Origin of the sequence: Kitasatospora sp. MAP12-44 (genome assembly GCF_029892095.1) — a bacterium.
In the GTDB taxonomy this organism is placed as follows: domain Bacteria; phylum Actinomycetota; class Actinomycetes; order Streptomycetales; family Streptomycetaceae; genus Kitasatospora.
The window spans coordinates 8,394,631-8,417,586 of sequence record NZ_JARZAE010000004.1 but is presented as its reverse complement, the minus strand read 5'-3'; the positions used below and the strand labels follow the sequence as shown (position 1 = coordinate 8,417,586).

General features: G+C 70.5%; 17 protein-coding genes and 1 pseudogene. 4 read left to right on the top strand and 14 right to left on the bottom strand.

The features are described from left to right. Window positions 1-169 precede the first annotated feature (169 nt). The 3 genes from P3T34_RS37805 to P3T34_RS37795 all read right to left on the bottom strand — a co-directional run bounded on the left by P3T34_RS37805 (window position 170) and on the right by P3T34_RS37795 (window position 4,366). Window positions 170-1,882: a glycerol-3-phosphate dehydrogenase/oxidase gene (locus tag P3T34_RS37805; RefSeq protein ID WP_280671058.1), complete on the bottom strand. Its 1,713-nt coding sequence runs from the start codon at window positions 1,880-1,882 to the stop codon at window positions 170-172. Between the two features lie 38 nt (window positions 1,883-1,920). Then, window positions 1,921-3,438, bottom strand: coding sequence for a glycerol kinase GlpK (gene glpK, locus P3T34_RS37800; protein WP_280671056.1), 1,518 nt, complete (start codon window positions 3,436-3,438; stop codon window positions 1,921-1,923). A gap of 82 nt (window positions 3,439-3,520) precedes the next feature. After that, window positions 3,521-4,366, bottom strand: coding sequence for an MIP/aquaporin family protein (locus P3T34_RS37795; RefSeq protein ID WP_280671054.1), 846 nt, complete (start codon window positions 4,364-4,366; stop codon window positions 3,521-3,523). A gap of 178 nt (window positions 4,367-4,544) precedes the next feature. Between P3T34_RS37795 and P3T34_RS37790 the strand changes: the two genes are divergently transcribed. Both P3T34_RS37790 and P3T34_RS37785 read left to right on the top strand, forming a co-directional pair. Next, window positions 4,545-4,901, top strand: a complete 357-nt coding sequence (locus P3T34_RS37790) for a PRC-barrel domain-containing protein (RefSeq protein WP_280672643.1) — start codon at window positions 4,545-4,547, stop codon at window positions 4,899-4,901. 132 nt (window positions 4,902-5,033) lie between these two features. Further along, window positions 5,034-6,686, top strand: coding sequence for an APC family permease (locus P3T34_RS37785; protein WP_280671052.1), 1,653 nt, complete (start codon window positions 5,034-5,036; stop codon window positions 6,684-6,686). A 7-nt stretch (window positions 6,687-6,693) separates the two neighbouring features. Here the strand turns inward: P3T34_RS37785 and P3T34_RS37780 are convergent, their stop codons facing one another. The 4 genes and pseudogenes from P3T34_RS37780 to P3T34_RS37765 all read right to left on the bottom strand — a co-directional run. After that, window positions 6,694-7,083 carry a helix-turn-helix transcriptional regulator gene (locus P3T34_RS37780; RefSeq protein WP_280671050.1) on the bottom strand — a complete coding sequence of 130 codons (390 nt, stop codon included), beginning with the start codon at window positions 7,081-7,083 and terminating at the stop codon, window positions 6,694-6,696. Next, window positions 7,083-7,493, bottom strand: coding sequence for a VOC family protein (locus P3T34_RS37775; RefSeq protein ID WP_280671048.1), 411 nt, complete (start codon window positions 7,491-7,493; stop codon window positions 7,083-7,085). The genes P3T34_RS37780 and P3T34_RS37775 overlap by 1 nt, the downstream gene beginning before the upstream one ends. Before the next feature lie 135 nt (window positions 7,494-7,628). After that, a complete protein-coding gene (locus P3T34_RS37770; protein ID WP_280671047.1) occupies window positions 7,629-8,513 on the bottom strand; it encodes a geranyl diphosphate 2-C-methyltransferase in 885 nt (294 codons plus the stop codon). Between the two features lie 17 nt (window positions 8,514-8,530). Next, window positions 8,531-9,667 (bottom strand): annotated as a pseudogene (locus P3T34_RS37765) (family 2 encapsulin nanocompartment cargo protein terpene cyclase); the annotation flags it as partial. A 603-nt stretch (window positions 9,668-10,270) separates the two neighbouring features. On the opposite strand from P3T34_RS37765, the gene P3T34_RS37760 reads away from it, so the two are divergent. Beyond that, complete coding sequence (locus P3T34_RS37760) at window positions 10,271-10,873, top strand: acetate uptake transporter (RefSeq protein WP_280671046.1); 603 nt, start codon at window positions 10,271-10,273, stop codon at window positions 10,871-10,873. A 107-nt stretch (window positions 10,874-10,980) separates the two neighbouring features. On the opposite strand, the gene P3T34_RS37755 is transcribed toward P3T34_RS37760, so the two are convergent. Continuing rightward, complete coding sequence (locus P3T34_RS37755) at window positions 10,981-13,848, bottom strand: glycoside hydrolase family 15 protein (RefSeq protein ID WP_280671045.1); 2,868 nt, start codon at window positions 13,846-13,848, stop codon at window positions 10,981-10,983. Window positions 13,849-14,248: 400 nt separating this feature from the next. Between P3T34_RS37755 and P3T34_RS37750 the strand changes: the two genes are divergently transcribed. Next, a complete protein-coding gene (locus P3T34_RS37750; RefSeq protein ID WP_280671044.1) occupies window positions 14,249-16,312 on the top strand; it encodes a phospholipase C, phosphocholine-specific in 2,064 nt (687 codons plus the stop codon). 80 nt (window positions 16,313-16,392) lie between these two features. On the opposite strand, the gene P3T34_RS37745 is transcribed toward P3T34_RS37750, so the two are convergent. The 6 genes from P3T34_RS37745 to P3T34_RS37720 form a co-directional block, all read right to left on the bottom strand. Further along, complete coding sequence (locus tag P3T34_RS37745; protein ID WP_280672641.1) at window positions 16,393-16,908, bottom strand: pyridoxamine 5'-phosphate oxidase family protein; 516 nt, start codon at window positions 16,906-16,908, stop codon at window positions 16,393-16,395. 97 nt (window positions 16,909-17,005) lie between these two features. Next, on the bottom strand, window positions 17,006-18,193 hold the full coding sequence (locus P3T34_RS37740) for a GTP-binding protein (protein WP_280671043.1): 1,188 nt from the start codon (window positions 18,191-18,193) through the stop codon (window positions 17,006-17,008). A gap of 179 nt (window positions 18,194-18,372) precedes the next feature. Continuing rightward, a complete protein-coding gene (locus P3T34_RS37735) occupies window positions 18,373-18,783 on the bottom strand; it encodes a VOC family protein (protein ID WP_280671041.1) in 411 nt (136 codons plus the stop codon). Window positions 18,784-18,853: 70 nt separating this feature from the next. Continuing rightward, the gene (locus P3T34_RS37730) at window positions 18,854-19,246 is read right to left on the bottom strand and encodes an AraC family transcriptional regulator (protein WP_280671039.1); all 393 of its coding nucleotides are present in this window, start codon (window positions 19,244-19,246) and stop codon (window positions 18,854-18,856) included. Between the two features lie 55 nt (window positions 19,247-19,301). After that, window positions 19,302-21,338 (bottom strand): NHL repeat-containing protein, encoded by a 2,037-nt coding sequence (locus P3T34_RS37725; RefSeq protein WP_280671037.1) that lies wholly within the window; start codon window positions 21,336-21,338, stop codon window positions 19,302-19,304. Window positions 21,339-21,516: 178 nt separating this feature from the next. Continuing rightward, window positions 21,517-22,881 (bottom strand): glycosyl hydrolase family 28-related protein, encoded by a 1,365-nt coding sequence (locus P3T34_RS37720; RefSeq protein WP_280671035.1) that lies wholly within the window; start codon window positions 22,879-22,881, stop codon window positions 21,517-21,519. Window positions 22,882-22,956 lie beyond the last annotated feature (75 nt).

Below are 22,956 nucleotides of genomic sequence, written 5' to 3'. Positions count from 1 at the left end.
GGTGAATCCGCCTCCGCACGCCCGCGCCTTCGGTATCCAGGCGAACGGCCTGCCGGACCACCGAGTTCCCACCCAGCAACTCCCCGGCAGACTCTCACACTTCGGCCGCGCCCGGCAGCCTGCTGGAGTACGCCGCCGAACGTGACGCCGAGCCTCAGGTCAGCTCAACTCAGGTCAGCGGGACGATCTCCGGAGCTCCCAGTCGCACCGCGTCGGCCGTACGGTCGTCCGGCTGGTGCTGCGCCTCGCGCTCGGCCTCGACCCGCTTGGTGTAGTGGTCGACCTCGCGCTCGATCTGCTCGCTGTGCCACCCGAGCGGGCCCGCCACCAGGTCGGCCACCGTGCGGGCGGCGTCCACCCCGCGGTCCCAGGACTCGATGGAGATCCGGGTGCGCCGGGCGAGCACGTCGTCGAGGTGCCTGGCCCCCTCGTGGGTGGCCGCGTAGACGGCCTCGACCCGCAGGTAGTCGTCGGAGCTCGGCAGCGGCTCGCCCAGCGACGGGTCCTCGGCCACCAGGTCGAGCAGCTCGTGGACCAGCGAGCCGTACCGGCGCAGCAGGTGCTCGATCCTGGCCACGTGCAGCCCGGACTCCCGCGCCAGCGACGACCGGGAGTTCCACATCGCGTGGAAGCCCTCGGCGCCGACCAGCGGGACGTCCTGGGTGGTGCTCGCGGGGACCTTCTCGTCCAGGTTGCGCACCGCCTCGTCCACCGCGTCCTTGGCCATCACCCGGTAGGTGGTGTACTTGCCGCCCGCGACGACGACCAGGCCGGGCACCGGGTGGGCCACCAGGTGCTCACGCGAGAGCTTGCTGGTCTCGGCCGCCTCACCCGCCAGCAGCGGTCGCAGGCCCGCATAGACGCCCTCGACGTCCTCCGGCGTCAGCGGCGTCACCAGCACCTTGTTGACGTGCTCCAGCAGGTAGTTGATGTCCTTGGAGCTGACCGCCGGGTGGGCCTTGTCGAGGTCCCACGCGGTGTCCGTGGTGCCGACGATCCAGTGCCGGCCCCAGGGGATCACGAAGAGCACGCTCTTCTCGGTGCGCAGGATCAGTCCGGTGCGGGAGTTGATCCGGTCGCGCGGGACCAGCAGGTGCACCCCCTTGGAGGCCCGGACGTGGAACTGGCCGCGGGTGCCCGCCATGCCCTGGGTGTCGTCGGTCCACACGCCGGTGGAGTTGATCACCTGCTTGGCGCGCACCTCCACCTCCTGCCCGCTCTCCAGGTCCCTGACCACCGCGCCGACCACGCGCTCGCCCTGGCGCAGGAAGCGGGTGACCCGGCTGCGGTTGGCGACGTGCGCGCCGTAGGAGGCCGCGGTGCGCACGATGTTCATGGTGTGCCGCGCGTCGTCCACCTGGGCGTCCCAGTACTGGACGGCGCCGATCAGCGCGTCCGAGCGCAGCGCCGGTGCCTCGCGCAGGGCCTGGCGCTTCAGCAGGTGCCGGTGGTGGGGCAGGCCGCGGGCGGTGCCGGAGGTGATGCCCATCGTGTCGTAGAGCAGCACACCGGCACCGACGTAGGGCCGCTCCCACAGCCGGTGGGTGAGGGGGTAGAGGAACGGCACCGGCCGCACCAGGTGCGGGGCGAGCCGCTGGATCAGCAGCCCGCGCTCCTTGAGGGCCTCGGCGACCAGGCGGAAGTCGAGCATCTCCAAGTAGCGCAGACCGCCGTGGATCAGCTTGCTGGACCGGCTGGAGGTGCCCGACGCCCAGTCACGGGCCTCCACGAGGCCCACGCTCAGGCCCCGGGTGACCGCGTCCAGCGCGGCGCCCGCGCCGACCACGCCACCCCCGATGACGAGGATGTCGAGCTCCTTCTCGCCCAACCGGGTGAGCGCCTCGGTCCGGGCCTGCGGGGAGAGTGCCACTGGCTTCACCATGAGTCAGCCTTTCGCTAGTGCTTACCTGACGTCAGTGCTTACTTGACGTCCACCCAGTCCAGCGTGCGGGTGACGGCCTTCTGCCACCCCGCGTACCCGTCGGCGCGCCGCTGCTCGCTCCAGGTCGGCTCCCAGCGCTTCGACTCCTGCCAGTGCGAGCGCAGTTCGTCGGTGTCCCGCCAGAAGCCGGTGGCCAGACCGGCGGCGTAGGCGGCGCCGAGCGCGGTGGTCTCGGCGACCACCGGACGGCTGACCGGGACGCCCAGCACGTCGGCCTGGATCTGCATGCACAGCTCGTCGGCGGTCACGCCGCCGTCCACCTTGAGCACGTCCAGGTGGACACCGGAGTCCTGTGCCATGGCCTCGACCACGTCCCGGCTCTGGTAGCAGATGGCCTCCAGGGTGGCCCGCGCCAGGTGCCCGCCGGTGTTGTAGCGGGCCAGGCCGACGATCGCGCCACGGGCGTCGGAGCGCCAGTACGGGGCGAACAGGCCGGAGAAGGCCGGCACGAAGTACATCCCGCCGTTGTCCTCGACCGTGCGGGCGAGCCGCTCCACCTCGGCGGCGCTGCTGATGAGCTTCAACTGGTCGCGCAGCCACTGGACGGCGGAGCCGGTGACCGCGATGGAGCCCTCCAGCGCGTACACCGCGGGGCTGTCGCCGAACTGGTAGGCGACGGTGCTGAGCAGGCCGTGCCGGGAACGCACCAGCGTGGTGCCGGTGTTGAGCACCAGGAAGTTGCCGGTGCCGTAGGTGTTCTTCGCCTCCCCGGGCGCGAAGCAGACCTGGCCGACGGTCGCTGCGTGCTGGTCGCCGAGCACCCCGGTGATGGGCACCGCTGCGCTCAGCGGCCGCGACGTGCGGGTGGTGCCGAACGCGTCCGGGTGCGAGGAGGGGTTGATCTTCGGGAGCATGCTCCTCGGGATGTCGAACAGCGCCAGCAGCTCGTCGTCCCAGTCCAGGGTCTCCAGGTTCATCAGCATGGTGCGGCTGGCGTTGGTCACGTCGGTGGCGTGGATCCCGCCCGCCGGGCCGCCGGTGAGGTTCCAGAGCACCCAGCAGTCCGTGGTGCCGAAGATCGCGTGCCCCGCCTGCGCGTCGGCCCGGACGCCGTCCACGGTGTCCAGGATCCACTTGATCTTTCCGCCGGAGAAGTAGGTGGCGGGCGGCAGGCCGGCCTTGCGGCGGATCACTTCGCCGTGGCCCTCGCGTTCGAGGGCGGCCGCGATGGAGTCGGTGCGGGTGTCCTGCCAGACGATGGCATTGCAGTACGGCCGGCCGGTGCGCCGGTCCCACACCACGGTGGTCTCACGCTGGTTGGTGATCCCGATCGCCACCAGGTCGGCCGGCGACAGGCCGCCCTGGCGCAGCGCGGTCTGCATCACCGAGTTGGTGCGCTCCCAGATCTCCACCGGGTCGTGCTCCACCCAGCCCGACCGGGGAAGGATCTGGGTGTGCTCCAGCTGGTGCTTCGCCACCTCGTTGCCGTCGTGGTCGAAGATCATGAATCGCGAGCTGGTGGTCCCCTGGTCCACCGCTCCGACGAACTCTGGCATCACTGCCGCCTCTGCTGAGTGGGGGGCTGGGCAAGGTGCTGTGGGTGCTGTGGGTGCTGTGGGTGCTGTGGGTGCTGTGCGATCAGCCCACGGGTTCGAGGGGGGCCTGAGCGGGCTCGGCCGGCTCGTCGCCCCCCAGATGCGGGGTGATCAGGAACCGGTAGGCGAGACCGCCGACCACGGCGCCGACGAACGGACCGACGATGGGCACCCAGAAGTACAGGTGCCCGTACTGGTCGCGCCAGGCGGTGTGATACCCGGTGACGTAGCTGGCGAGCCGGGGCCCGAAGTCGCGGGCCGGGTTGATCGCGTAGCCGGCGTTGGTGCCCCAGGCCATGCCGAGGGCCACCACGATCAGACCGACGATGAACGGCCCCATGTTGGCGCCGGGCGGCGCGTTGAGCACATCGGTCACGGCGAAGACGAGGAAGATCAGGATGGCGGTGCCGATGATCTGGTCGCGCAGCGCGCCCAGGTCGCTGATCGGCAGCGTGCCGTTCCCGGGGAGGGTGGAGAAGACGATCTGCGTCTTGATGGTCAGTCCGGGATCGGCCTTGTGCAGGATCTCCGTGTAGTTCCAGCGCACCAGCAGGGCGGCGACGAACGCGCCCGCCGTCTGCGCCAGGGCGTACGGCAGCACCTTGTGCCACGAGAAGCCCTTGAAGAGCGCGAGGGCGACGGTGACCGCCGGATTGAGATGCCCACCGCTGATCCGCGCGGCGGTGTAGACGCCCAGCGTGACGCCGAGCCCCCAGGCCCACGCGATGCTGTCGTGGCCGCCGATGCCGGCGGCGACCACCTGGGCGACCACGGCGGTGCCGAAGAGGATGAGGATGAACGTGCCGGCGAACTCGGCGCTCAGCTCGCCGGCCAGTCGTCGTCCGGCGCTCTGCGCCGTTCTGCTTGCGGTGCGCGTGCTCCCCGTCATTGGCCTGGTTTCCGTTCGCCGGGGTCGTCAGGGTTCGTCCAGCCCAGCCTGGGCGAGAACGGCCGCCGGGGCCTCACCAGCGCGGCTGTTCGAGTCGGGGCCGGTGGTGGGCCTTCAGCGTCGCGCGATGCCGGGGCGGGGCGCAGGATGGATGGAACGCAGGGACGGAGGACCGCTGGTGATCGAGATCGGTGAGATTCGCGAGTGGTACGGACACGATGTGGTCGATTCCAAAGGCCGCAGGATCGGCACCCTGGAATCGATCTACGTGGACACGGCCACCGACCAACCGTCGTTCGCCACGGTCATGGTGGGTCTGCCGACCCGGCACCGGCTGGCCTTCGTGCCGGTGGAGGAGGCCGTCGTGGGGCCGGGGTACCTCCAGGTCCCCTACCCCAAGTCGCAGGTGAAGGACGCCCCGTCGATCGAGACCGACGGGGTCCTGCCGGCCGAGGACGAGGCGGCAGTGTTCGGGCACTACCAACTCGCCTACCAGCAGGGCACGGGGGGCGAGCGCCGCCTGGCCCGGCGCTGACCGGGTGACCACGGCCGGCGACCACGGCGGGCGGCGACGGGATTCCGGTGAAATCCCCGTTTTGTGGGTAGACGTCCTGAGCCGTCGGATTTGCCCGCCGGCGCGGCAGCGGTGAAACGCCCAGGAGGCATCATGGCCACGACCACCAGTGATCGCGGCAGTCCCGCCGCGACCGGCCACTTCCGCCGTGACATCGGATTCTGGGGCCTGCTGTTCGTCTCCCTGGGATCCATCATCGGCTCCGGCTGGCTGCTGGGAGCGCTGACCGCCGCCACCATCGCGGGCCCCGCCTCGCTGATCTCCTGGGTCATCGCCGCCGTCATGCTCGCCCTCCTCGCCCTGGTGCACGCCGAGCTCGGCGCCGCCTACCCCGTGGCGGGCGGCACCGCCCGCTTCCCGTTCTTCGCGTTCGGCTCACTGGCGGGCTTCGGCGCCGGCTGGATGGCCTGGGTGCAGGCCGTCAGCATCGCCCCGGTCGAGGTGGAGGCCACGCTCTCGTACAGCGCCCACATCAGCTGGGTCAAGGACAACGTCACGATCCTGCACACCAACGGCACCCTCACCCCGGCCGGGCTGCTGATCGCCAGCTGCTTCATGCTGCTGTTCACGGTCGTCAACCTGGTCGGCGTGAAGCTGATGTCCGACACCAACACGGTCGCGGTGATCTGGAAGACGATCGTCCCGCTGATGACGGTCGTCGTGCTGATGTCGCTCACCTTCCACAGTTCCAACTTCAGCGCCGGCGGCGGGTTCGCACCCTACGGCGCGCACGGCATCTTCGCCGCGCTCCCAGCCGGTGTGGTCTTCGCACTGCAGGGCTTTGAGCAGGCGATCCAGATGGGCGGCGAGGCGCGCAACCCGCAGCGCGACATCTCGCGCGCGGTGATCGCCGCCATGATCATCGGAACGATCGTCTACCTGCTGCTCGAGGTCGCGTTCATCGCCGCGATCGACCCCGCCAACGTGGCCCACGGCTGGGCCAACCCGGTCGGCAAGGGCGACTTCGGCCCGTACGCCACCCTGGCCACCGCCGCCGGGGCAGGCTGGCTGGCCACCGTGCTGTACATCGACGCGGTGATCTCCCCCGCCGGCACCGGGCTGGTCTACGTCGCCACCGCCTCCCGGCTCTCCTACGCCATGGGCCACCAGCGGGCACTGCCGCGCCGGGTCTCCTGGCTCAGCCGGCGCGGCGTCCCGGTGAGCTCCATCCTGCTCGCCTTCGTGATCGGCGAGATCGCCTTCCTGCCGTTCCCCAGCTGGCAGTCCCTGGTCGGGCTGATCACCTCGGCCACGGCCATCATGTACGCCTTCGCACCGGTGTCGCTGCACGCCCTGCGCCTGCGCGACCCGGAGCAGGTGCGCCCTTACCGCCTGCCGGCCTGGCGGGTTCTGGCGCCCGCCGCCTTCGTCTCGGCCAATCTGATCATCTACTGGTCCGGCTACGAGGCGGATTGGAAGCTGGGGCTCGCCCTGGTGGTCGGGCTCGCCGTCTTCACCGCCACCCGCTTCAGCCTCCCGCTCGAGGAGCGCCCGGCGCTGCACTGGCGCAACTCGGCCTGGGTCTGGCCCTGGCTCGGCGGCCTGATCCTGATCGGCCGGTTCGGCCGCTACGGCGGGGGCAACTCCATCCCGGACTGGTGGGACCTGCTGATCGTGATCGTCTTCGCGCTGGTCGTCTACGCGGCGGCGGTCCGGCTGGCGATGAGCAGCGACGACGTCCACAGCGCGGTCCGGGCCGAGGAGCGGGGCGAGTACGAGGCGCCCGCCGGCGCCGGGGCCGACTGACGTGAGATCAGGGCGCGGGTACCGGTGAGGTGGCGAGGCGCCGGTACTCGCTGGGCGGCATGCCGACCAGCTCGGTGAAGCGGGTGCTGAAGCTGCCCGGCGACGAGCAGCCCACCGTGAAGCAGACGTCGGTGACGCTGAGGTCGCCCCGACGCAGCAGCACCATCGCGCGCTCGATACGGCGCGTCATCAGATAGGAGTACGGCGACTCGCCGTACGCGAGGCGGAACCGGCGGCTGAGGTGCCCGGCCGACATGTTCGCGCCCCGGGCGAGCGCCTCGACGTTCAGCGGCTGCGCGTACTCCCGGTCGATCCGGTCCCGGACGCGGCGCAGCCGCGCGAGATCGCTCAGGCGCTGCGCCGCGGTCAGTGCGTGCGTCCAGGCGGGGTGGCACATCAGCGGAGCTCCTGGATGCGGACCAGGTTGCCCGCGGGGTCGCGGAAGGCGCAGTCGCGGATGCCGTACGGCTGCTCGGTCGGCTCCTGGACGACCTCGGCATCGCCGGCCTGCAGCTGCTCGAAGGTGGCGTCGAGGTCGCGGGTGGCCAGCAGGATCCAGCCGTAGGTGCCCTTGGCCATCATCTCCAGGATGGTGCGTCGCTCGTCCTCGGTGACCCCGGGGTCGGCGGCCGGCGGCGCCAGCAGGATGGAGGTGCCGGGCTGGCCGACGGGTCCGACCGTGATCCAGCGCATCTTGCCGTGTCCGACGTCGCTGCGGACCTCGAAACCGAGGGTGTCGCGGTAGAAGGCCAGCGAGGCGTCCGGGTCGTCGTGCGGCAGGGCGCTGGTGTGAATGCTGATGTCCATGGCCGTCACGTTAGCGGCGGCTCGGTGGTCGGCGCTTCTCGAATCCTGACCGGTCCGGCACTGCTGCGAGGGGCACCCCGGCGGTGTCATCGCCGGGGTGCCCCTCGGGTGTGGTCGGGGGCGGGTCAGACCCGGTCAGACGCGGTCGGCGGCGATCAGGAGGTACTGGAAGGAGCCGTCCTTGTAGGAGGAGATGAACGCCTCCTCGATGCCGGTGACCAGGGCGGAGGTGGCCCGCAGTTCCCAGTAGGGCAGGGTGGCGGCGGTGAGGTCGATGACGGCCTGCGGGACGAGGCGGTTGTCGGCCATCGCGCGCAGGTACTCCCGGCGGGAGTGGATGTTGCACTCGAAGTGGGCGTTGATCTGCGAGACCCACTTGGAGGGCTGCCCGTAGGCCGGGTTCCAGCAGCCGGTGATGGTCACGTAGCGGCCGCCGACCGCCAGGATCCGGGAGTGCTCGGCGAACAGGTCGTGCAGGTCGACGTACATGCTGGACTCGTTGTTCCACGAGCCGGCCGCCTGACCGGTCTCGAACGGCATGTCCAGCATGTTGTGGACCTGGGAGCGGACGTGGCCGTCGATGCCGAGCTGGCGGGCGCGCTGGTTGCCGAAGTCGGCCTGCTTGGCCGAGAGGGTCAGGCCCTCGACCCGGCAGCCGAAGCGCTGGTGCGCCATGACCATCGACCCGCCCCGGCCGCACCCGGCGTCCACCAGCATGCCCTCGCGCGGGACGTCGCCCAGGTGGTCGAGCAGTACGTCGGCCTGCGCGGACTCCAGCCGGTGCAGCTCGGCGACCACCTTCTTCTCGCGCTCGCTGTCCCCCGGGGCGCCGACGGCGGCGAGGTCGACGTCCCCGATCCCGTAGTGGTGGTGGTAGAGGCCGTCGACGTCGCCCAGGCGCAGGTTGACGGGGCGGGCCTCCTGGTCCCAGTAGCGGGCGATGTCGTCCTGGTAGGGCGTGGCCGGGCCGGGGATCGCGGCCGTGGTGGCGGCGTCGGGGGTGAGGTCCATGGTGGTCACTTCGGTCAGCTCCTTGGTTACCAGAAATCGGGCAGGCTGTAGCGGTAGGTGTTGGTGCGGTGCCAGTGGTGGTTTCCGTCGACCCAGGCGGCCGCGCCGCGCAGGAAGCGCAGCACCGCCGGGTCGGGGTGGGTGGCGGCCAGGGTGGCGGTGGCGGCCTCGAAGGCGTGCATCAGGTCGTTGTGCACGTCGACGGCCTTCAGGTAGGCCTCGCGGTCGCTCAGGCCCTCGCGCTCGGCGATCACCACCGGCAGGTTCAGGTGCTTGCCGGGGGCGGCGAGCTCCTTGGTGTAGGAGTACAGGTCGTTGACGATCGTGGTGGCGTTGGAACCGAGCGCGATGACGCGCTGCATGGCGGGCAGGGCGTGGACGTCGGCGGGCAGTTCGTAGCCGCCGACGGTGTCGGTGATGGTGGGGCAGGGGCGGAAGTTGTTGAACTGGCGCATCGCCAGGTACTCCCACACCTGCGGGCTGTGGTTCGTCTCGGCCCAGGCCGCCTCGGCGAGGTAGCCCAGGTGGAGGCGGGCCATGTCGTGCCGGAAGCGGTCGGCCTGGGAAGGGGTGGCGGCCCGGGTGAAGTAGTCCATCGCGGAGCGGTAGGCGCGCCGCGGGGCGTCCGCGTGCAGCGAGTCCTCCCAGTGCGGCTGGTACTCCCCGGTGGTGTGGAGCGGGTCGAGGGCGGTGTGGGCCAGCAGGAGCCGGCCGCCAAGGCCGACCGGCGAGCCTCCGTGGTCCTCGCAGTAGAGGTCGTCCAGTGCGTTCTCGGCCGCCATCAGCCGGGTGGCTAGCATCAGATGGTCGACGGTCGGAGCGTCCGGGTGGCAGACGACCATGTAGCGGCCGAGGGCGAAACCGTCGAACTGGTCCTCCCACTCCGGCGGATACAGCTCGACCTCGTCCAGGGCCCAGGCCTTGATCCGCCGCCCCACCTCGGCCACCCGCTCGGGATCGGGCTCGGGGACCGGGTGGTAGTAGAGGCCCGGGACCGGCTCACCCGGCTCGGGCGGCCCCTCCCGCCCGGGCAGCGCGTCCAGCTCGGGCGGTCCGTCCAGTTCGGGCAGCACCGGGCTCTCGGGCAGTTCCGCAGCGAGCGGGTGCAGGCTCGCCGTACCCAGACCGCTGGGGCCGCGCAGAATCCGTTCCAGGGCATCGGAATTCACGACCGCACCACCGCGGGCCCGCTATTCAGCGCGTGCGAGTTTGCGTGCGGGTGCGACCTTGGATCGGATTTACCGGAGAATCCCGTTTCAGGCATTGCCTACTCCTTCAGTAGAGTTGCCGACTCTTCCAGTTGATTGACCACGGACGCGGGTCGGCAATCACCGCCGTACCTCTCACTGCGTTTCGATTCGCACGCCATGAACGTAGAAATCAAAGATGCTTTCGCCACCCCCGGAATGACCATGACGACGGTCCGCCATTGAGCCATCTCATCGATAGTAGGGGCTGAAGAAACGGTTTGTCTCGGATAGCCGAGTCTTCCTTTAATACGTTTATCCGCCGCCCTTACCGGAGAGCAGCACCTCCGAGCGGAGTGCCCAACGACAGAGACACGAACGTGCGTTCTCATTTCTCCTCTCTGTTCTATTTCTCAACAGTCACATCAGCACCATCTGAATCAGCTTTCTCAGACGTACGAGAACAGTTCACTCTTGTCAGAAAAACCTTGCGTACTACTGGTTTTAAGCCGTTTGATCGCGTCAAAATACTGGTTCTGTCACCTATTCGTCCCGCACGTCCTCGAAAGGATGACGCCTATGGCAACCCAACCGTCAGCCCCGTCGACCGCCGCTGCCGAGATCGCCGACCCCGCGCCGCTCGGCCTGGCCGGCTTCGCCATGACCACCTTCGTGCTCAGCTGCTTCAACGCCGACCTGCTGGACGCGAAGCTCGGCGCGGTCGTGCTGCCGCTCGCCCTCGTGTACGGCGGACTGGCCCAACTGCTCGCCGGAATGTGGGAGTTCCGCAAGGGCAACACCTTCGGCGCCACCGCCTTCAGCTCGTACGGCGCGTTCTGGCTCTCGTACTACTTCCTGGTCAAGACCGTCCTGCCGAGCCTCGGCGACGACCCGCACACCCACCAGGCCGTCGGGCTCTTCCTGCTCGGCTGGACCATCTTCACCGCCTACATGACGGTGGCCGCCCTGCGGGTCAGCGGAGCCGTGCTGGCCGTCTTCGCCTCGCTGACCGTCACCTTCGCCCTGCTCGCGGCGGGCGCCTTCGGATCGAGCGACAGCGTCACCAGGATCGGTGGCTGGTTCGGCCTGCTGACCGCGCTGCTGGCCTGGTACGCCTCGTTCGCGGGCGTCACCGCCTTCACCTTCAAGCGCTCGATCCTCCCCACCTGGCCGGCCCGCTGACCACTGGCCGCTGACGCACTGACCCGGCTGACACACTGACCCGGCTGGCACACCGGCGCGCCGGAGCGAGATCCGCTCCGGCGCGCCGCGCCGTACCCCGCTCAGGGTCAGCAGCCGTTCAGGCCCTGCCAGGCGCTGACGGTGTCACTGGCCGGGTAGCTGGTGGCCGCGCCCTGGAAGGCGAAGGACCGGTTGCCGACGTAGCCGCAGCCACCGCCCTCCTCGACGTTGCTCCAGGAGCCCAGGGTGTACTTGTACTGGAGCGTGGCGCCCGGGACGCTGGTCACGGTGAGCGTCCAGTGCGTGGCGTCGACCTTCGTCATCGGGTAGAGGGCCGCGTTCCAGTCGTTGGCGGCCGCCATCCCGGTGCCCAGCGCGCTGAAGTCGCCGGACAGGTGGACGGTGGCGGTGCTCGGGGTGTTCGCCGGGACCGTCACCGTGATGACCGCCGCCGCCGAGCCGCAGGTGCCGGGGCCCTGCCAGTTCCCGACCGTGTCCGTGGCGGTGCCACGGTTGACCGGCATCGAGCGGTTGCCCACGCCTGCGCAGGACGTGCTCTCCTCCGCGTTGTTCCAGTTCCCGCCCAGGTCGTACTTGTAGGCGAGCGTGGCGTTGGCGGCGGCGTTGACGGTAGTGGTCCAGTGCGTCGCGTCCAGCCGGGTCATCGCGATGCCGTTGGCCGCCCAGTCGGACTGGCCCTCGCCGAGCGCCGACAGGTTGCCCTCGAGGTAGACGGTCTGCCCGGAGGCGTCGGTGTCGACCGGGACGGTGACGGTGACCTTCTCGCTGACGGTGCCACCGCCGCCGCCCGCGTAGCGCTGGGCCACCACCGCCGGGGTCTCGACCGTCCTGCCGGCCGAGATGTCGATGGCGAGGCGGACGTACTGGGCCATCGCCCACATCAGCGGGGTGGAGGAGTTGTCGGGCTGGCCCTGGGTGAAGCCGTCGGCGGAGGCGGTCGGCCAGATCTGCTCGGAGATCTGGTAGCCGGCGTTGGCGGCGTTGGCCATGCTGCTCAGCATGGCGTCGGCGTCGGTGGTGTTGCCGACCTGGACGTCGTACTCGCCGCGCTCGCCGGACAGCACGGGCCAGGGGCGGCCGACGCCCGCGCCGGTGTAGTCGGCTCCGGTGGACGTCTCGCCGTAGCCGTCGTGGTTGTAGCGGTTGAAGTAGGTGCCGTAGCCCGGGATGACGGTCCTGATGGTCGAGTCCACGGCCGCCAGGGAGTTGGTGATCTGCGCGGAGCCGGGCGGCTTCACGCCGAGGCGGCTCAGCTCCAGGAAGCCCTGGTCGACGATCGCGCGCTGGTCGAAGGATCCGCCACCGTTGGCGATGTTGACGGTGTCGGAGGCGTTGGGGTTGCCGTTGGGGGTGATCCGCACGTAGTACGAGCCGTTCCCGATCGGTCCTGAGGTGGTGTAGGTGTCGGCGTCGACGGCGGCCTGGAAGGTGTCGGCGGTCTTCAGGTAGCCGGCCGCGTCGGTGGAGTCGCCGTTGGCGGTGGCCAGGTTGGCGGCGCAGACCAGGCCGGCGACCTCGGCGGCCATGGTGGAGGGCGAGTAGCCGCCGTTCTCCTCCCAGCGCTCCTGGCCGGTCCTGGGTCCGTTGGCGACCAGGTAGTCGGCCAGGGTCTTGATCTTCGCCCAGGTGGCGGCGTCGGTGCGGCCGAGCTGGTAGGCCAGGATGGCGGGGAAGGCGACCTGGTCCAGCTGGGTGCCGCCCCAGACCTGGGTGCCGTTGAGCCAGGAGTTCTGCTTCACATAGCCGCTGGAGGTCTCCTCGTAGCCGAGGATGTAGCTGAGCGCGTCGTTGGCGTCGGTGCTGTCGCCGGCGGCGAGCAGGGTGGACGCCATCTGGAACTCGTCACGGGTCCACACCAGGTGGTAGCCGTGCTGGCCGGCGCTGTTGGCCAAGACGCCGGCGCCCCAAGGGGTGTTCGGCGCGGCGACGAAGCCGCCCACGTAGTTCTTGTCCTCGTCGGCCTTCACCTCCATCAGCGAGACGTCGTACTGCTGCAGGAGCTTTGCGTTGCCGGTCACCGAGGCCGGAGCCGCGTGCAGGCCGGCCAGCCAGCTGTGCCAGCCGCTCTGGAACGAGGTCTCGGCGGCGGCAAAGCCGCCCGACAGTGAGGCCGTGGCGTCGGAGACGGCAGCGCCGGTGGTGGTGTCGAATCCCAGCGCGAGGGTGAAGGCGGTCGATCCTCCTGCGGCGACCGGGACTTGGCCGGTCTGGGTGAGGTGCCCGGCCGCGGAGACCCCGCTGTAGGCGGTCGACAGGTTGCGGTTGGCCACCAGCAGGCTCGCGCCGTCGCTGGCGGTGCCCGCGTAGCCGGTGTTCGTCGCGGTGAACCCGGTGGAGGCGGCCATGGCGCTGGCCACGCTGCCGTTGGACGCGGTGAGGTCGCCGCTCGCGTCGGTGCCGCCGGAGTTGCCCATCCCGTCGTTGTTCAACGCCGGGCTGTACTGGGCGTACAGGTAGAGCGGCGAGGAACTCAGGTTGGTGAAGGTGGTGTTGATCAGCACGACCGACCGGGCGGGATCGGCGACATAGCTCTTGGTGATCGTGTACTTGCCGTTGGCGGCGGTGTTGGTCTGCTTCCACTCCAGCGATGTCGGGTCCACCAGCGAGATCGCGTGACTGGTGTTCGCCACCTCGTTGTCGGTGAACGTCGACCCGTCGGTGACGTAGTACTGCAGGCCGAAGGTGTCGGGGTTGTCGACCTGCGGGTACATCACGTTTTCGAGCTGGCCGTCGCCGAGTGAGTACCAGACCTTCGAGTTCGCCTGGATGGCGTCCGCGAAGCCCTGGACGTGCGGTTCGTTCCAGACCGCGTTCACGCCCGGCCCGCCCGGCGCGGTGGCGGCCGCCGCGACGCCCGCGGACGCGGTCAGTGCGGCCGCCGCCAGCGTCAGCCCGGCGGTGAGAAGTGCTGTCCTGCGCTGCCACGGCCTTCGTCGGCCCCTGGAGCTGGTCATCTGCGCACGCCTTCCGGTCGCCGGCAGGGTGGGGGCGCCCGGGGACGGCGACCTCCCCGGGCGCGCAGCCGCCGCCGCAGTCCTGACACTGCGGCAGCCCGCTCGGGCCGGTCGGGCCCCCAGCGGAATCGGCGTGCCAGAGCCTCCCGCCAGTCCCTGTTGCTGTCAATACTCGAAGCAGAGACTGCCGATGAGAACGCCAGATATTTCAGTTATTGAACGCATGGCCTCGGGAGCTGGGGTTGACGGTCGCGGCCCGGGCAGGTCATTTCCGCTCGGCGACGCCAAGTGTTCACATCGATTCATCTCCCCGCTATCGTGCTACCGATCGGTAGACATCTGGCCGACCGACAGTCTCCTAGCCACAAGGTGTATATACCGCTTTCGTTGGAGGCCCCCCATGTCGCCCGTCACCCGTCGCACGTTCCTGGGCTCCGCCGCCGCGCTCGGCGCAGCCGTGGGACTCGACGCCCTGCCCCTGGCCGCGCCCCGCGCGGCGGCGGCCACCACCGGGACGATCCAGGACGTCAAGCACGTCGTCGTGCTGATGCAGGAGAACCGCAGCTTCGACCACTACTTCGGCTCGCTGCGCGGCGTGCGCGGATTCGGTGATCGCGCCACCATCCAACTCCCGGACGGCAACAGCGTCTTCAACCAGGTCAACGGCAGCGGCCGGCAGTACCCGTGGCAGCTCAGCGCCACCAACACCTGGTGGTGGGGCAGCAGCGGCGAGACGCTGGCGCAGTGCGACGGCTCCCTCGACCACTCCTGGTCCACCCAGCACGAGGCCTGGAACAACGGGAAGATGGACTCCTGGATCGCCGCGAAGGGCTCGCCGCGGACGATGGGCTTCATGAACCGCTCGGACATCCCGTTCCACTACGCGCTGGCCGACGCCTACACCATCTGCGACGCGTACCACTGCTCGATCCTGTCGGCCACCGGCCCCAACCGCACCTACCTGTGGTCCGGCACGATCGACCCGAACGCCACCGCGGGCGGCCCGGCCTACGACGGCGGCAGCGAGAGCGGCCTGCACTGGCAGACCTACGCCGAGGCGCTGCAGAACGCCGGGGTGAGCTGGAAGGTCTACCAGAACGCCTCCGACAACTTCGGCGACAACGCCTTGGCCTACTTCAACCAGTTCACCGGTGCCCCGAGTTCGAGCCCGCTGAGCCAGCGCGGCATGGGCTCGGTGCCCAGCACCGGCTCGACGCCGGACGACATCGCGGCCGCGATCAAGGCCGACGCGCTGGCGGGCACGCTGCCGCAGGTCTCCTGGGTGGTCGCCAACCAGCTCTTCTCCGAGCACCCCGACGGCCCGCCGGAGAACGGGGCGCACTTCGTCAACCTCGTCCTGCAGGCCCTGGCGGCGGACCCGACCACCTTCAACTCCACCGTCCTGTTCCTCAACTACGACGAGAACGACGGCTTCTTCGACCACGTGCCGCCGCCCGCCGCACCCGCCGGGACCGCCGGCGAGTTCTACTCCGGCACCAACATAGGCCTCGGCTTCCGGGTCCCCATGATCATCGCCTCCCCGTGGAGCCGCGGCGGCTACGTCGACTCCCAGGTCTACGACCACACGAGCGTCATCCGCTTCCTGGAGACCTGGACCGCCGCCCTCGGCACCCCGGCCGTCTGCTCCAACATCAGCACCTGGCGCCGCCAGGTCTGCGGCGACCTCACCGGTGCCTTCGACTTCACCAAGCCCGTCTACGGGCTCCCGGCCCTGCCCGGCACCAGCGCCACGATCAACCAGGCCACCGCGAACACGCAGATCAACCCGAGCCCGGGAACCAACTCCATGCCCGCCCAGGAGAGTGGCACCAAGCTCGCCCGCGCGCTGCCCTACCAGCCCAACGCCTGGGTCGACCGCATCGAATACGACGCCAACAACCAGATCCTGCTCTGGATCGACATGGCCAACCAGGGCCCGCGGGCCACCGCCTACGCGCACTACTCGATCTACGCCAATGCTCACCGCACCGGCGGCCCCTGGCAGTACACCGTCGCGCCCTACAACGCCTCGACCGGCACCGACGGCAGCACCAGCGACTACTTCAACATCGGCGCCAACTACGGCAACGGCCAGTACGACCTCACCGTCGTCGGCCCCAACCGCTTCCTGCGCCACTTCACCGGGGACGCCACCGCCGCCGGGAAGACCGCCGAGGCCTCGGCCTCCTACGCCCCCGCACCGGACACGGGCAGCCAGGCGGTCTGGTTCACCATGACCAACACGGGAGCCTCGGCCGTCACCTTCACCATCACGGCGAACAACTACCGCAGCGGCACCTGGACTTACCAGGTCGCCCCCGGGGCCACCGCCTCGGACTACTTCAACGCGGTCACCATCGCCCAGGGCTGGTACGACTTCACGGTCACGGTCAGCAGCGACCCCACCTGGTCCCGCCGGGCCACCGGCCACATCGAGACCGGCGCGGGCAGCATCAGCGGCTGACGTCCGGCGCCGCGAGCGCGGGGCCGAGGAGAGCGCTGGTCCGGCTGCTCTCCTCGGCCTCGGCGGCGGGCGATCAGGCCCTAGTCGGCCCGTGTCCAGAACTGACGCGGCGCGAACCCGTCGCGCCGCAGCCAGTGCTCGGTATAGACGATCCGCTCGGCCTCCACCACGACCAGGGGCCCGGACGGAGGCTCGTCGAGGGACAGCGAACGCTCGACGTGGTCGGACTGCCATCGGAAGGCCGACCAGTAGTGCGCGAAGTCGCCATCGCCCTCGTCCAGCACGCGAGCCTGGCCGAACACCTGAGCGCCCCGGCTGCTGGCCTGACCGACGAGCGGTGCGAAGACCCCGACCGAGACGCGTGGGTCCGCCGCGATGTTGCGCATCTTCGGCGATGCAGCAGCCGCAGTGAACATCAGCGCGAAGTCGAGATGGTAGTAGCGCACCGGCGTCGCCAGCGGTCCCGCGTCCCCCGACGTCGCCAGTACACACATGTTCTGCGACGAGAGGAGGTTCAGCACGCGCTCTTCGAGGCGCGCACGATCGAGTCGCTTCTTGGGACTTGGCCCGGCCAGCCAAGGATTTGTCACAGGCATGATCGATTTTCGCACACGCTTTCATCCGTCAGGCGAGAGCACTCCGGCCCAGTGCGTGAGCAAGCCGCGCTCGTACGCCGGCTGCGGGGGGCAGGAGTCAGGACACGGCGTCCAGCAGGTCCTCGAACGCGTCGGGCAGGGTCTTCCAGCCTGACGCGCCGACCGCGAGTTCGGCGTCGGTGAGCAGGCAGGAGTCGAGCAGTTCGACGATCCCGTCGGTGTCCAAGCCCTCGGCGGTGAAGCAGAGTTGCTGGACCCGGTCGCCGTGCAGGGGGTGCCAGTCCAGAGCGGCGGCGGCCTGCCGGGTCGGCGTGCAGAGGTCCCAGGCGGCGTCCGGCAGTGAGGCCAGCCAGGGGCCGCACTCCTCCACTGCCAGGCTGGCGCCGGCGGCGTCCCAGGCGAGCATCAGGTCGGGGCGGTTGGCCAACCAGAACCGCCCCCTGCTGCGTTGGGCGGCGGGGACCAGCTGGTCGAGCGCCTCGTGCAGCCGGGAGGGGTGCAGCGGGCGGCGGCGCTCCCAGACCACGGTGGCCACGCCCGCCTCGTCGTGCTCCTGGGGCAGCAGCGCGATGGTCGGGTTGACCCGGTCGCGGGCGGCGGCGACGTCGAAGCCGCCGAGCGCCGCTCGGATCAGCCCGCCCGTGCCGAGCTGGACGGTACGGGCGGTGGGGTGCAGTTGGCGGAGCATCGAGAGCCCCGCCAGCCGTTCGGGAGCGTCACCGTCGCGGCCGGCCCGCGGCACGGCCAGCACGGTGGCGTACTCGACCTGGTGGGCGAGCGCCTCGGCGCAGGTGCGGCCGTCACCGGCGCAGGTGTGCAGGCCGTGCTCGACCAGTTCGTCCGGTACGGACAGCTCGCCGATCAGCCGCAGCGGGTCCACCGCCGTGACCACACCGGCGAGTTCGACCACCTCGTGCAGGCAGCGGTCGCCGACCTCGCCGCCGGCGATCAGCTCGACGACCGGGTGCGGGTCGCTGCCACCCCACAACTCGACGACGGCGAGGCCGTGTTGTCCGAGCTCCGCGATCCTGAGCAGTTCGGGAAGCAGGTCCTCGCGGACCGCGCAGCACGGGCAGTCGTTGCTGAGCGGGACATCGGTCGGCGCGAACTCGCCCTGGATGTCGCGGATATGGCGGTGTACTACGCCGGCGGAGGCGTCCCGCAGGTCGTGGTGGAGGACCACGGCGTCGACGCTACCCTCCAGGAGTTCGACGACGGCCTGACGGCGTTCACCCTCATGCAGTCCGGCGACGACCACCACCGGCAACCTGAAGTCTTCGGGCATGGTTACTCCTTGGCTACCAGCTGGATGTGCGGACGCCGGGACAGGCACAGGGCCCGTCCCGGCGGGACTCACAGTACTCTAGATGGAAACGACTTTCATTTCCATCTAGGCGGAAGCGCAGGACAGGACACGGCGAGGTGCCCGGGACGTCGAGGACGTCCCGGGCACGTCGGGGTCGGTTATGCGTTGGGCTGGGTGAAGCGGATGCGGTTGCCGAAGGGGTCGCGCAGGCCGCAGTCGGTGCCGTACGGGCGGTCGGTGGGCTCCTCGGTGAACTCAACGCCCTGGGCCAGCAGCGTCTCGTAGGTCTTGCGGCAGTCGTCCGTGGTGAAGATCAGCCAGCCCCCCATCGCCCCCTTGGTCACCAGCTCGCGGACCTGCTGCGCGGTCTCCTCGGACATGGCCGGTGCGCCCGGCTTCTCCAGCAGGATCTGACGCTCCGGGTGGCCGGGGATGCTGATGGTCAGCCAGCGCATGAAGCCCAGGTTCACATCGGCGGTGACCTCCAGGCCGAGCTTGCCGACGTAGAAGTCGATGGCCTCGTCCTGGTCGAGGACGTATATCTGCGATTGCGTGATGGCGTTGAACATGTGCACCACGCTACGGGCTCGGCCGGCCGGAAACTTATCCAAAATTGCTCAACCGGACAACCGGAAGAAGTCAGCCGCTCGGCCGCGTCCAGGCCATCGTGAAACACGTCGGCACGCCCGTGGCCGCCGCCTGCTGACGGTACGTCCTCGGCGAGCGACCGACGATGTCGCGGAACGTACGGCTGAAGGTCCCCGGGCTGGCGAAGCCGACTTCGAAGCAGATGTCCGTCACGCTGCGGTCGGTCTCCCGCAGCAGGGACATCGCCCGCTCCACCCGGCGGCGCTGCAGGTAGCGGTGCGGGGTCTCGCCGAAGGTGGCCCGGAAGGTGCGGATGAAGTGCGCCTGCGACACATGGGCGATCCGGGCCAGGGCCGGGACGTCCAGCGGCTGCGCGTAGGCGCGGTCCATCGCGTCCCGGGCCCGCAGCATGCGGCGGTTGGTCTCTTCTACGGCGCTGCTCACGGTGGCATCACACCACAGTCGGGCGCCCACCACCGACCAGCCGTCGCGGTCACGGTCACGGTCGCTGCGGGGCGCCGATCAGCGGGGTGCGCACCGGCGCGGCGAGTCCGACGAAGACCACCAGCTCGTGGCCGCCGGGGTTGGTCTGAAGCGGCACCGTCTGCCAGTTGTTGGCGAGCCAGACGTTCCCGGACGGGTCGATCTGCACCCCGGTGTTACGCAGCAGGCCGTCGCTGGTGTAGCCGGTGGCCGCGGGCGAGATCGGCTCGCCCGGCTGCACGCCCGTCGGGCAGGCCCCCGCGCGGGCGCCGCAGAGCTGGGCGAGGCGCTGGCCGCCGAAGTTGGCCACCCAGACGTTGTCGTCGCCGTCCACCGCGATGCCCCAGGGCACGAACAGCCCGCCGTTGGTGAACGGTTGCGCGGGGGTGCTGCCGTCGGGGTTCACCCGGGTGACCGAGGCTCCCTCCCCCGGGGCCCGCAGACCGCTCACCGCGTCGGCGAGCGACTGCGCCGTACCGTCGTTCTCACAGGGCAGCGGCACGATCCCGCTGTTGGCCACCCACACGTTGCCCAGGCTGTCGGCCGCGGCACCCATCGGCTTCTTCAGGCCCCCGCCCGTCACCGCCCGCACCGGCGTGCCGTCGGGGGCCAGCGCCACCACGTTGTCGCTTCCGTGGCCGGTCACCCAGACCTGGCCGCCCGGATCGACGGTGATGCCGAACGGCTTGACCAGCCCATCGCCCGCCGTGAGGTTCTGCGCCCGGGCCGGGTCGCCGTGCGGGATCCGCGTCACGCTGCGGCCGCCGCAATTGGCGACCCACACCGTGCCGTCCCGGTCGGCGGCCATGCCCTGCGGCTGGACGATCCCGCCCACCTGCCACCCGGTGCGCGGCGAGCGCGCCGTACCGTCCGGGGCGAACTGCGAGACGCTCCGGTAGCGCGTGGAGGCGTCGAGCGGGCAACCGGAGCCCTGGAAGCCGAAGTTACCGGCCCACACGTCGCCGGTGGGGTCGAAGGCGATCCCGAAGCCGGCGCCGTACACGCCGCCGCCCCGGTACGGGGAGCCGGGCACGGTACGGCCGTCCGGGGTGAAGCGCAGCAGCGCCCGGCCTCCGCACACCGAGGCGTGCGGGTCCGCGCCGAAGCGGTAGTTGTTGACCACCCAGGCATCGCCCTGTGCGTCGAAGGCGATGTTGCCGGGCCCGTCCAGTTCGTGGCCGTCGCCCTGGTAGCGCAGGGCCAGGGTCCAGGCCGTCGGCGCGGCGGGCAGCGCGGGGGCGAAGAGCGGGCGGACCGTGGAGAGCGCGAACAGCTCCTGCACCCGCACGCCCGGCGCGCGAGCGATCTCCACCAGGGCCTGGAAGGTGTCGGTGGGCTCCGGGCGCCCCGGGCGGGCGGCCGCGCGGAGCAGCTCCCCGCAGGTCCGGCCCGAGACGCAGCCCGCCAGCAGGTTGGCCAGTCCGTTGAAGGCTTGCAGTGTGGAGGTCTGGTCGCCGTTGGGCGCGGTCGCCAGGAACCGGGCCGTCCCGCCGCCCGCGACGTCGGCCAGGTTGTGCGAGACGGCTGCCGCGTTGCGGACTCCGGGCCGGGTGCCGCTGATCCGGCTCTGCTCGGTGAACTGCGCCATGGCGTAGGCGGCCGCCACGGTGGTCTGCTCGTCAACCACCGCCTGGGGGAAGGCATCCGGCGCCCCGAGCACCGCGGCCAGCCGGACCGGACCTCGCCCGCCCTGGCCCGCAGGGGCGACGCCAGGTGCGTCGGCTGGTGCGTCGGCGACCAGGTAGAGCACCGCGTCCGGATCGGCGCTGCTCCGGTAGCCCAGCTCGAACCGGCCGTCGGCGCCGCTGCGCCCGCGTGCCAGGACGGTCGGCCGGCCGCGCTCACCCTCGCCCGCCCGGTAGAGCGTCACCTCGGCAGCGGCGATCGGGCAGTCGCCGTCCCGGACCACCCCGCTCTGCCGGCGCACCGCCTCCACCGGCCGGTGCTCGGCCACCGCGGCGGGAGTGGCGGGAGCGGCGGGAGCGGCGGCCGCGAAGGCGGCCGGGCCGGCCAGGACGGCGGCCACCAGGAGGGCAGCAGGTCGGCGGCGCATACACGGCTCCGGGGTCTTCCACACGGCGGCGCCCGTCGGTCGAGCCGTGCGACGGCTCGATCCGGGGGCGGGGGACGGGGAGAACTCTCGCCGCCGCCCGCCCCCGGACAGCCCTGACAGGCCCCGCGCACCGGCACAATTCCACCGAACGGACCCGTACCGGTGCGTAGCGGGTGAGCTAGCCGAGGGCCGTCGACAGCCAGGCGCCGCCCACCCGTACGTAGAGGTGCTTGGTGGCCGTGTCGACCGCCATGGTCCCGTCGAGCGGCGGGTGCGTGAAGGACGCGTCGCTGACCGGTCCGGCCACCAGGCGCAGCGGCGGGTTCGGGGCGTTCCTGACCGGGACGGTGCCGCCGTTCTGTCCCCCGACGTTCCCGTAGCAGTCGTCCACCCGGAAGTCGCCCGCGCTGGAGCTCTCATAGTAGATGTGGCTGCCGGCCGGCTGGGTGCCGTAGAGCCCGACGACATTGCGCAGCACTGCGGTCGTCCCCGGCCCCGCGTACAGGTCGACGCCTGAATTCACCGTCGCGGTGGACCCGTTGGCGATCAGGACGTTCTCCAGCGCGCTGGCGGTGCCCGCCCAGGCGATGATGTTCTGCACGGTCGAGTAGCCGGGGGCGAAGCCGCCCGCGTAGGCGTAGATGTTGGTCGCGTATACGTGCTTGCAGGAGGCGTCGACCTTCAGGTGCGGACCGCCCTGCATGCTGGAGGTCTCGAACTTGCAGTCGGTCAGGTAGATCCCGTTGGGGTTGTTGGTCGCCGCGGCGCCCTGGGTGATCCAGAGCGCGCCGGTGCCGAACGCCTCGATGCGGCAGCCGACGAAGTGGATCTGGTTGACGTTGTCGCCGCTGTACCCCCAGGTGTTCACCGTGGCAGAGGAGGAGTTGCGCAGCCACACGTTGGGCTGGGTGGTGCTGCCGGGGGTGCCGCTGCTCGACTCGATCACCAGGTTGTAGAACCGGGAGTCCCAGAACTCCACCGCGTCGATGCACAGGTCGTTGTTGCTCGACATGAAGACGTCGCGGATGTAGGAGTTGTCGTTGTAGTAGAGCTCCAGGAGCAGCCCGGTCTTGCCGTTGCCGTTGAACCCGAGGTTCTCGACCGAGCAGTAACTCCGGTGCGTGGCACCGCTCGGATCGGTGCCGGCTCCCGACATCCGCAGCAGGATGCCGTTACCGCCCTTGAGCAGCGTGGCGCCCTTGCTGCTCGCCCCCACCAGCCGGATGCCGTTGCCGCCGACCGTCAGCGCGGGGTTGCCGTTCGCCGGGGTGACCAGGTACTTCCCCACCGGGAAGTAGACGGTTCCTCCCCCGGCCGCCGCCGCGGCGTTGAGCGCGCTCTGCACCGCCGCGGTGTCGTCGGTCGCGCCGTCCCCGAGGGCGCCGTAGTCCTTGACGCTGAGCCAGTCCAGCGAGCCGGTGGCCGCGGCGGCCGGTGTGGCCCCGGCGGTCACCGCGACACCTGCCAGCCCCAGGCCGGCTACCGCACCGGCGAGCAGGGCTCGACGCGGCGTGCTGCTTCGTGAATCCCCCGATATGGTCACTCTGTTGTCCTCGCAGTAGCTCGCAGGCGGTGATGGGTGGCCGACCTGGCGGCCGGGCACGGCCGCAGTTTAGCT